Raw genomic sequence first — 9,815 nt, forward strand, 5'->3', positions numbered from 1 at the left:
GGCCGCCTCCCGCGCCGAGCGCGGGGCGCGGGAGGCGGCCGCCGGGGGCCGCTCAGGAGGCGGCGGGAACGGGGTCGTCGGCGTCGGCGGGCCGGGCGACCTTGGTGATGCTCACGGCGGCGGCCTTGTACTCGGCCGTCCCCGCGATGGGGTCGGTGGCGTCGATGGTCAGCAGCTGGGTGTCGACCTGGTCGGGGAAGTGGAAGGTCATGAACACCAGCCCCTCCCGCATGGACGGCGTGATCGAGGCCGGGACCAGCACCGACCCGCGGCGGGAGGCCACCCGGACCACCTCGCCGTCGGCGATGCCGAGCCGCCGGGCGTCCTCGGGCGAGATGTCGAGCAGCTCGCCGCGCCGCAGCGGCGACGAGAATCCGCTGGTCTGCACGCCGGTGTTGTAGTCGTCCAGCCGGCGCCCGGTGGTGAGCCGGAACGGGTAGTCGTCGTCCAGCAGGTCGACCGGCGGCGAGTGGCCCACCAGGCCGAACGGCGCCGGTTCGCCCCGCTCGGCGGGGTCCTCCGACCACAGGCGGGCGTGCAGGTACCCGGGCTCCAGGGTGTCCTCGGAGTAGCAGGGCCACTGGATGCCGTGCAGCTCCTCCAGCCGCCGGTAGGACATGCCGCGGTGGATGGGGGACAGGGAGCGCAGCTCGTCCCAGACCTCCTCGGCCGTGGGGTAGGACCACGGGTGGCCCATGCGCTCGGCGATGTCGCAGAGGATGTGGATGTCGTCGCGCGCGCCGGGCGGCGGGTCGAGCGCCTTGCGGACCAGCTGGACCCGGCGCTCGCTGTTGGTGAACGTGCCGTCGGACTCGCACCACGACGCGCTGGCGGGCAGCACCACGTCGGCGTACTCGGCGGTGCGGGTGAGGAAGATGTCCTGCACCACGAGGTGGTCCAGGGACCGCAGGCGGCGCACGGTCTTGTTCGTCTCGGGCTCCGACTGCACCGGGTTCTCGCCGATGACGTAGAGCGCCTTCAGCTCGCCCTCGTCCATCGCCTCGAACATCTGGGTGAGCGTCTTGCCCCGGCGCGGCTGGATGCTGGTGTCCCACACGCCCTCGAACCGGGCGCGGACCTGCGGGTCCAGGATGTCCTGGAAGCCGGCCAGCCGGTCGGGGATGGCGCCCATGTCGCCGCCGCCCTGCACGTTGTTCTGCCCGCGCAGGGGCTGCAGCCCCGACCCGTGCCGCCCGACGTGGCCGGTGAGCAGCGCCAGGTTGATCAGCGCCCGGACGTTGTCGGTGGCGTTGTGGTGCTCGGTGATGCCCAGCGTCCAGCTGAGCTGGGCCCGCTCGGCCTGGGCGTAGGCGTGCGCGAGTTCGCGGATGGCCTCGGCGGGCACCCCGGTCTCGGCCTCGGCTGCGGCCAGGGTCCACGGCTCCACGAGCTCGCGGTACTCCTCGAACCCGGTGGTGCCGCGCCGGATGAAGGTCTCGTTGGCCAGCCCGGCGTGGATGATCTCGCGCCCGATGGCGTGCGCGAGGGGGATGTCGGTGCCGACGTTGAGTCCCAGCCAGCGGTCGGCCCACTGCGCCGACGAGGTGCGGCGCGGGTCGACCACGTACAGCCGGGCGCCGCGGTGCACGCCCTTGAGGACGTGCTGGAAGAAGATGGGGTGGGCGAAGCGCGGGTTGCCGCCCCAGACGATGATGAGGTCGGTGTCCTCGACGTCGGAGTAGGAGGAGGTGCCGCCGCCGGACCCGAAGGCCGCCGACAGCCCGGCGACGCTGGGGGCGTGGCAGGTGCGGTTGCAGGAGTCGACGTTGTTGGTGCCGATGACGACGCGGGTGAACTTCTGGGCGACGAAGTTCATCTCGTTGGTGGCCCGCGCGCAGGAGAGCATGCCGAAGGCGTTGGGGCCGTGGTCGCGGACGGCGGCGGTGAACCCGGCGGCGGCGCGGTCCAAGGCCTCCTCCCAGGAGGCCGGGCGCAGCTCGCCGCCCTCGCGGACGAGGGGGCGGGTCAGCCGTTCGTAGGGGGTGGAGGTGCGGTCCGATCGCATGGTGGGCCTCGCTTGAATGGTCGTGGCCGCGGTCACGTGGGGGTCGGGTCGGCCGGCGGACGGTCGGCGGCCGGGCGTGCCATGGGCGGCGTCCGGTGGCGCCTACATTGTCTACAGTATGCCGACCCAGCGTGTGCGGCAAGGCCGGCCGCGCCCGCGCGGGGGCGCGGCCGGTACGTCACGAGGCGGCGGGCGCGGCGGCGGCGGGTGCGGCCGCGGCCACCGGTGCGGAGGGGGCGGACGGTGCGGGGGCGGCCGTGCCGTCGATCAGGCGCTGGTTGAGCAGCCGGGCGACGGCGTCGACGGTGCGCAGGGTGGGCACCGGGGCGCCGGTGAGGTCGGCGAGTTCGACCACGGCGGTGAGCAGGACGTCCAGTTCCATGGGCCGGCCGCGCTCGACGTCGTGCAGGGTGGAGGTGCGGTGGTCGCCGGCGCGCTCGGCGCCGGCCAGCCGCCGGTCGATGGAGATGGAGGGGCGGACGCCCAGCCGGGCGGCGACGTCCAGGGTCTCGGTCATCATGGCGCGGGCCAGGGCGCGGGTGGAGCGGTCGCCGCATATCTGCGCCATCGTGGAGCGGGTCAGGGCGCTGAGGGGGTTGAAGGTGATGTTGCCCATCAGCTTCACCCAGATGTCCTCGCGCAGGTCGGGCTCGATCGGGCACTTGAGACCGCCGGCCACCATCGCGGCCTGGAAGTCGCGGCAGCGCTGGGAGATGGTCCCGTCCGGCTCGCCGATGGAGAACCGGGTGCCCTCCAGGTGCCGGATGGCCCCCGGCGCGGCGATCTCGGTGGCGGCGTAGACGACGCAGCCGATCGCCCGCTCGACGGGGATGGCCCGGCTGACGGCACCGCCGGGGTCGACGGTGTGCACCCGGCGGCCCGCCAGCGGCCCGTCGAGACCGTGGAAGTACCACCAGGGGATGCCGTTCTGCGCGGCGACGACGGCGGTGTGCGGTCCGAGCAGCGGGCGCAGCAGCGGCCCGCAGTCGGCGTAGTGCTGGGCCTTGAGCCCCAGGAAGACGAAGTCGACGGGGCCGACCTCGGCCGGGTCGGCGGTGGCGTTGGGCCGCGCGGTGAAGTCGCCGCGCGGGCTGGTGACGCGCACCCCGTGGGCGCGCAGGGCCTGCAGATGGGTGCCTCGGGCGATCAGGTGGACGTCGGCGCCGCCTCGGTGCAGTGCCGCACCCGCGTAGGCGCCGATCGCGCCGGCGCCCAGAACGGCTACGCGCATGAGCGATCCCTTCTCTCGGCGAACCGATAGTGTATACAGTATGCTAAATAAGGGCGATGGTCCCCCCCGCACTTTCGCCGCAGAAGGAACGTGCGACCGGGCGCGAACCGCAAGTTCTCGGCTTCTTTCCCGCTTCTCCCGCCGCCCGGGCGCGGCGCGGGGCGGGCGCGGCGCGGGCCCGGGGGTGGTGGGGCGGCGGGTGCGGCCGTTTCCCCGTTGAACCGGAATGGATTTTGTAGACTGTGTACATTCGTCCGCCCCCAACCCGGAGCAGCCTCATGACCACCCAGCCGTTGAAGACCGCGGCGGCCGGGCGCGTGCAACGCCCGGTCCCCCTGCGCGAGGCCGTCTACGAGGCGATCCTCGACCTCATCATCACCCGCGGCCTGCCACCCGGCCGCCACCTCGTCGAGAGCGAACTCGCCGAGCAGCTCGGCGTCTCCCGCCAGCCCGTGCGCGAGGCCCTGCAGCGGCTGAGCAACGAGACCTGGGTCGACCTGCGCCCCGGCTACGGCGCGTTCGTGCACACCCCCACCGAGAGCGAGGCCGACCAGCTCCTGGCGGTGCGCGCCCTACTGGAGACCGAGTCCGCCCGCCTCGCCGCCCGGCACGCCGACCCCGCCCAGGTCTCCCTGCTGCGCGCCCTGTGGCAGGCCGGCGTCGAGGCCGTGGACGACCCCAACGTCGACGCCGTCGTCGTGGCCAACGCCGACTTCCACCGGGGCGTCATGCAGGCGTCGGGCAACCACGTGCTCGCCGAACTCGCCGCCCAGGTCGACCGCCGGGTCCGCTGGTACTACGCGCCCATCGCCCGCGCCCGCGGCGCCGCCTCCTGGGACGAGCACGCCCGCATCATCGACGCCATCGCCGCGGGCGACGCCGACACCGCCGCCGGCCTCATGCGCGAGCACACCGAGCGCACCCGCCACACCTACCACGAGCGGTTCGACACCGGCGCCGCCGGCGGCTGAACCGCCGTCCGGGGCCGCACCCCCGGACGGCGGCCTCAGACGTGGTCGCGCGGGATCGCGGTGTTCCAGGTGCGCGCGGCCACCCGCACCCCGCCCTCGAAGGCGTCCAGGGTGGCGTGCAGGTGGAACTCCTCCGGGGTCGAGGTCAGCACGGTCACGGTCACCGCCTCCACGTCCCAGTCGCCCCGGGTGAACCGCATCCGCCACTCGGTGCGGCCCTCGACCGACGCGAAGTCGTCGCCCTGCCAGGAGTACCGCTCGGTGGAGCGGCGGGTGACGTCCAGGCCGATGTCCTCGAACCGCACCGTGCCGAGGTCCTTCACCACGTTCAGCGCCGACCGGTAGTCCACCAGGTCGCGCGCCACCTCCCACTGCTGCTCGCCGGTGCGCAGCTGCGCCGTGTCGATCGGGCGGGTGCCCTCGGGGGCGTCGAACGGGCGCAGCGACACGTCGTCGGCCTCGTCCAGCGGGCGCACCGGCAGCCGCAGCGCCGTGGACCCGCCCAGGAGCACCGTCAGCGCCGCCGGCTCGGGCGCCGGCCAGGCCAGCGGCCAGTACGACGTCGACACCGACAACCGGATGCGGTGCCCGGCCGGGAACGCCTGCGCCACGCCGTTCATCGGCACCGACACCCGGTAGCGCTCGCCCGGCACCAGGGAGCGCGGCTCCGCGTGGCTCTCGGCGTGGGTCAGGTTGAGCAGGCCGTAGGTGACCCGGGTGGCCTTGCCGTGCGGGTCGACGTCGGACAGCCGCACCGCCACCATCGCCACCGGGCGGTCGCAGGTGAACTCCAGGTCGAGCACCGGCGCGCCGAGGATCTCGGTGCGCTCCGTCAGCACCTCGGTGTCGAACACCAGCGACCCGCCGTCCTCCTCGCGCTGGTCGTAGGGCAGGTCGGGCGGCGCGTTGTAGGAGCACCACTTGCCGGCGAACTGGCCCACCGACAGCGGGGACAGCACGGTCGCCTCCTCCGGGGCGACCTCGGTCCCCGGCGGGGCCAGCCGGTTGGGCGCCAGCGGCCGCACCACCTCGGTGATGTGCGGCGACGGCCACGACGGCTCGCCCACCCACCGGCCCGGCCGCTCGGAGTAGGCGGTCGACGGCGGCGCGCTCTCCTGCATCCAGCTCCGCAGCATCGGCTCGTCCATGACGTCGTTGTCGGCGTCCTTGAGCCAGCGGTCCCACCAGCGCACGCACTGCTGGAGGAACCCGATCGCCGGGCCCGGCTGGCCCAGGTGCGGGTACTTGTGCGACCACGGGCCGATCAGCCCCAGGCGCGGCACGTCCAGCCCCTCCATCAGCCGGAACACGGCGTTGGAGTAGCCGTCGGCCCACCCGCTGACCGCCATGACCGGCACCTCGATCGCGCCGATGTCCTCGCACACCGAGCCGTGCCGCCAGTACGCGTCGCGCCGCTGGTGGCGCAGCCAGGTGTCCAGCCACAGCCCGCTGTGGTCGAGCCGCTCCCGCCACATCCGCCGCCACGCGTCGCCCACCACCTCCGGGTCCGGCGGGCAGGAGTTGTAGGCGAACATGGTGGAGGCCCACGACAGGTTGTCGCTGAGCAGGCAGCCGCCCATGTAGTGCACGTCGTCGGCGTAGCGGTCGTCGGTGGAGCACGCCGTGATGATCGCGCCCAGCCCCGGCGGCCGCCGCGCCGCCACCTGCAGGGCGTTGAACCCGCCCCAGGAGATGCCCATCATGCCGGTCCGCCCGCTGCACCACGGCTGCGCGGCCAGCCAGGCCAGCACCTCCTCGGCGTCGCTCAGCTCCTGCTCCAGGTACTCGTCCTGCAGGACCCCCTCGGAGTCGCCGCTGCCGCGCAGGTCCACCCGCACGCACGCGTAGCCGTGCCCGGCCATGTAGGGGTGGTGCACGGAGTCGCGCTTGGCCGTCAGGTCGCGCCGCCGGTAGGGGATGAACTCCAGCACGGCCGGCACCGGCTCGGCGTCCGACGACTCCGGCCGCCAGATCCGCCCCGCCAGGCGGGTGCCGTCCTTCAGCTCGATCCACACGGTCTCGTCCTCCCGCACCCGGTGCGGCAGGTCCTCGGCCTCGACGATGCGCATGCGGTCACTCCTTCCCGTCGGACGCGCCGTCCCCGTCCCCGTCCCCGTCCTCGACGTCGTCGAACTCGAAGTGCAGCCGGGACAGGCACAGCTCGTAGGTGCGGCGCAGGTCCTCCTCGTCGTCGGCGCCCGTGAACACCTGGACCAGCTCGTAGCTGTAGCTGTCCTGGCCGGGCAGGTCCGACAGCCGGTCGCCGGGCGCCACCACCGGCCGCGCGGTCGTGCCGGGGACGTCGCGCTCCATCGCGGCGACGTCGGCGGCGTCCGGGGCGGCGCGGACGATCCCGTCGGAGAACCGGCGCAGGAACCACTTCGCGGCCATGGCGTGCTCGCCGCCGCCGCTGCGCAGCTCGGGTTCGCGGCCCAGGGCCAGCCGGATCTCCGGCTCGTGGTTGGGCACCCCGTCGACGTACTCGAACAGCTTGGCGTGCGACTGGGAGTGGCGCGGGTTGACCTCCAGCAGCGTCACCTCGTCGGTCGCGGGGTCCCAGAAGTACTCGATGTTGAAGGTCACCGAGTCGAGCCCGATCTGCCGGATCACCTTCACCGACAGGTCGGCCAGCCGCTTCTGCACCCGCTCCGGCAGCGACGACGGGTACACGTACCGCAGGAAGCTCGACGTGTCCGGGTAGCACTCGGAGTCGACGATGCCGTAGACGCGCGGCTCGCCCCGGTACACGTACCCCTCCACCGTCACCTGCCGGCCGGTGCCCTCCTCCTCGGCCAGGCACGCCGACGCGCCGCCGCGCGCGACCTCCTCGGGCACCTCCACCCGGTCCAGCACGAACTCGAACGGCTCGCCCAGCCGGCCGGCGCCGTCGCGGATCTCGGCGAGCGCCTCGCGGAACTCCTCGTCGTCGGTCACCCGGAACGCCAGCTCCGAGGAGAACGACTTCACCGGCTTGAGCCACATCGGGTAGCGCATGTCCTCGGGCGGGCGCTCCGCGTCGAAGTCGATCTCGGCGAACCGGGGGACCGCGTCGATGACCTTGCTCTGCTCCAGCCGGCTCCAGTACTTGTGCTCGCACTTCACGACGGCCTCCAGCGGCGCCGCGGGCAGGCCCCGTTCGGCGCACAGGATCGGCACCAGCGTGCTCACCGGGAAGTCCCAGTAGCCGATGATCGCGTCCACCGACCCGTCGAACGCGTCGAGTTCGCGCCGGGCGGCGTCCAGCAGCGCGGGCATGTCGATGTCGCCGTACTGGAGTTCGTCGATGGTCAGCAGTCCGTGGAAGCGGTACTGCGAGAGGTGGGGCAGGCTCTCCAGGGTGGCCCTGTTGTGCTCGTCCAGCCCCAGGACGAAGATGTTCTCGGTCATGTGGCCCTTTCTCGCCGAGGTGCGAGATCCCGACTACCCGCGGCGGCGCCTCCCACGCCCGCGCGGCCGGCCGGTGGCCCGGCTCACCCCCCGAGATAGCGCAGCACGGCGAGCACCCGGCGGCTGTAGCCGGGCGTGTGCGACAGCTCCAGCTTGTCGAAGATCGCGTTGATGTGCTTCTCGACCGCGCTCTGCGACACGTGCAGCCGCTCGGCGATGGCGCCGTTGGCGAACCCCTGCGCCATGTTCTCCAGGACGTGGCGCTCGCGCTCGGTGAGCCGGGACAGCGGGTCGACGTGGGTCGTGCGCGCCAGGAGCTGGCGGACCACCTCCGGGTCGAACGCGGCGCCGCGCGCCCCCACCCGGTCCAGCGCGTCCAGGAACTCGCCGACCTGCGCCACCCGGTCCTTCAGCAGGTACCCCACGCCCTCGGGGGCGCCGGTGAGCAGCTCGGTGGCGTAGCGCTTCTCGACGTACTGCGACAGCACGAGCACGCCGACCTCCGGCCGGCTCGCGCGGATGCGCAGCGCGGCGCGCAGGCCCTCGTCGGTGTGGGTGGGCGGCATGCGCACGTCGACCACGGCGACGTCGGGCGGGTCGGCGGCGACGGCGGCCTCCAGCGCGTCGGCGTCGCCGACCGCCGCGGCGATCTCGTGGCCCTCCTCCTCCAGCAGGCGGACGAGCCCTTCGCGGAGCAGGACCGAGTCGTCGGCGAGGATGAGGCGCATGGGGCGGGCTCCAGTGGGGTGCGGGACCGGTGCGGTCGGGGTCGGGTGAACAGAGGGTCGGGTCGGCAGGGGTGCGGGTCAGCGGGGGGTGCGGGGGTGCGGGTCGGCGGCCGCTCCGGCGGGGATGCGGACGGTCACGGTGGTGGGACCGCCGGGCGGGCTGTCGACCGCGAGCGTCCCGTCCAGGGCGTCGACCCGGCGGGCCAGGCCGGTCAGCCCGCCGCCGGCGGGGTCGGCCCCGCCCGCGCCGTCGTCGGACACGCGCAGCTCCAGGGCGCCGCCCCGCTCGGCCAGCGCAACCCGCACCTCGCGGGCGCGGGCGTGCTTGACCGCGTTGGTGATGGCCTCGCGCGCCGCGAAGTAGACGGCGGTCTCCACCTCCGGCGCGGGCGCCCGGGGCAGGTCGCAGTCGATGGCGACCGGCAGGGGGGAGCGCTCGGCGACGGCGGCCAGCGCCGCCTCCAGCCCCAGCTCGTCCAGGACGGCGGGGTAGACCCGCCAGGCGACCTCGCGCAGCTCCTCGGCGGCGCGCCGGGCCTCCTCGTGCGCGCGGCGGACCAGAGCGGCGGCGCGCTCGGGGTCGCCGCCCCGCTGCGCGCGGCCGAGGAGCACCCCGAGGGCGACCACCCGCTGCTGCACGCCGTCGTGCAGGTCGCGCTCGATCCGGCGCCGCTCCTCGTCCACGGCGCGCACCACGCCCGCCCGGCTCGCGGTCAGCGCGTCGATGCGGTCGCGCAGCAGGTCCTCGGTGCTCGGCCCCAGGAGCCGGCGCGCCAGCCACCGGTCGGCGGCCGCGTGCGCCGCCACCAGCAGCCAGGTGAGCAGCAGCACGACCAGCCCGAAACCCGTCCCCAGCGAACGGGTGTCGGTGATCAGCCGGCCCCCGGGCAGCCGCAGCTCCACCGCTGCGGCGGTGCCGTGCAACTGCTCCCACACCGCGCCGCCCACGAGCAGCGTGGTGAGGAACAGCCCGGCCGCGACCAGGTACCCGCCGGCGGCGCCCATCGGCACCCGGCACGCCAGGTAGGCCAGCCGGTGGCGCAGCCCGGCACGCGGCACCACCGCGCAGCGCAGCCACGCGGCGAGGCGGCGGCGCTCCCACTCCACGAGCCGGTCGGCGCCCGCGGCGGCCGACCGCAGCGCCCGCCGCCGGGCGGCGGGCCGCGGCAGCGCGGCCACCGCCCGCAGCGTGCACAGGCAGAGCCAGGCCAGCGCGGCGGCGCCGGTCAGGACGCCCAGCAGTGTGGCGGCGGTCTCCCGGACGCCGCGCGCCGCGAGGGAGCGCGCACCCGGGGCCAGGCCCGTCCCCGCACGCCGCGCCCCGACCACCGCGACCACCCCCCGTTCCGCGCCTCCGCCCCCGGTATTCTGCCCGGCCGCCGGGACCGGCGGGAACGGCGCCCCGTCGCCCCCGGTCCCCGCCGACCCCGGCGCCGTCGCGCGGGGGACCGCGCCCGGGCCCCGACGGTGTCGGGATCGGCGGGGCCGGGGCG

At 74.6% G+C, this 9,815-nt stretch carries 7 protein-coding genes; 1 reads left to right on the forward strand and 6 read right to left on the reverse strand.

The features are described 5' to 3' along the window. Positions 1 to 52: 52 nt before the first annotated feature. The gene (locus tag NT8_RS24860) at positions 53 to 2,005 is read right to left on the reverse strand and encodes a molybdopterin oxidoreductase family protein (RefSeq protein ID WP_067974500.1); all 1,953 of its coding nucleotides are present in this window, start codon (positions 2,003 to 2,005) and stop codon (positions 53 to 55) included. A gap of 178 nt (positions 2,006 to 2,183) precedes the next feature. After that, positions 2,184 to 3,236: a 2-dehydropantoate 2-reductase gene (locus NT8_RS24865; protein ID WP_067974502.1), complete on the reverse strand. Its 1,053-nt coding sequence runs from the start codon at positions 3,234 to 3,236 to the stop codon at positions 2,184 to 2,186. A 278-nt stretch (positions 3,237 to 3,514) separates the two neighbouring features. Here NT8_RS24865 and NT8_RS24870 point away from each other — a divergent pair, with 278 nt between their 5' ends. Continuing rightward, positions 3,515 to 4,207 (forward strand): GntR family transcriptional regulator, encoded by a 693-nt coding sequence (locus NT8_RS24870; RefSeq protein ID WP_067974505.1) that lies wholly within the window; start codon positions 3,515 to 3,517, stop codon positions 4,205 to 4,207. A 35-nt stretch (positions 4,208 to 4,242) separates the two neighbouring features. Here NT8_RS24870 and NT8_RS24875 read toward each other — a convergent pair whose 3' ends face one another. The 4 genes from NT8_RS24875 to NT8_RS24890 all read right to left on the reverse strand — a co-directional run bounded on the left by NT8_RS24875 (position 4,243) and on the right by NT8_RS24890 (position 9,660). After that, complete coding sequence (locus tag NT8_RS24875; protein WP_067974507.1) at positions 4,243 to 6,276, reverse strand: CocE/NonD family hydrolase; 2,034 nt, start codon at positions 6,274 to 6,276, stop codon at positions 4,243 to 4,245. 4 nt (positions 6,277 to 6,280) lie between these two features. Further along, entirely contained in the window at positions 6,281 to 7,594 is a 1,314-nt protein-coding gene (locus tag NT8_RS24880; RefSeq protein ID WP_067974510.1) for an ATP-grasp domain-containing protein, read from the reverse strand. Positions 7,595 to 7,677: 83 nt separating this feature from the next. Continuing rightward, positions 7,678 to 8,322 (reverse strand): response regulator transcription factor, encoded by a 645-nt coding sequence (locus NT8_RS24885; protein ID WP_067974513.1) that lies wholly within the window; start codon positions 8,320 to 8,322, stop codon positions 7,678 to 7,680. A 78-nt stretch (positions 8,323 to 8,400) separates the two neighbouring features. Beyond that, positions 8,401 to 9,660, reverse strand: a complete 1,260-nt coding sequence (locus NT8_RS24890) for a sensor histidine kinase (RefSeq protein WP_245646320.1) — start codon at positions 9,658 to 9,660, stop codon at positions 8,401 to 8,403. Positions 9,661 to 9,815 lie beyond the last annotated feature (155 nt).

This window comes from Nocardiopsis trehalosi NBRC 14201 (assembly GCF_001552555.1).
GTDB lineage: Bacteria > Actinomycetota > Actinomycetes > Streptosporangiales > Streptosporangiaceae > Nocardiopsis_B > Nocardiopsis_B trehalosi.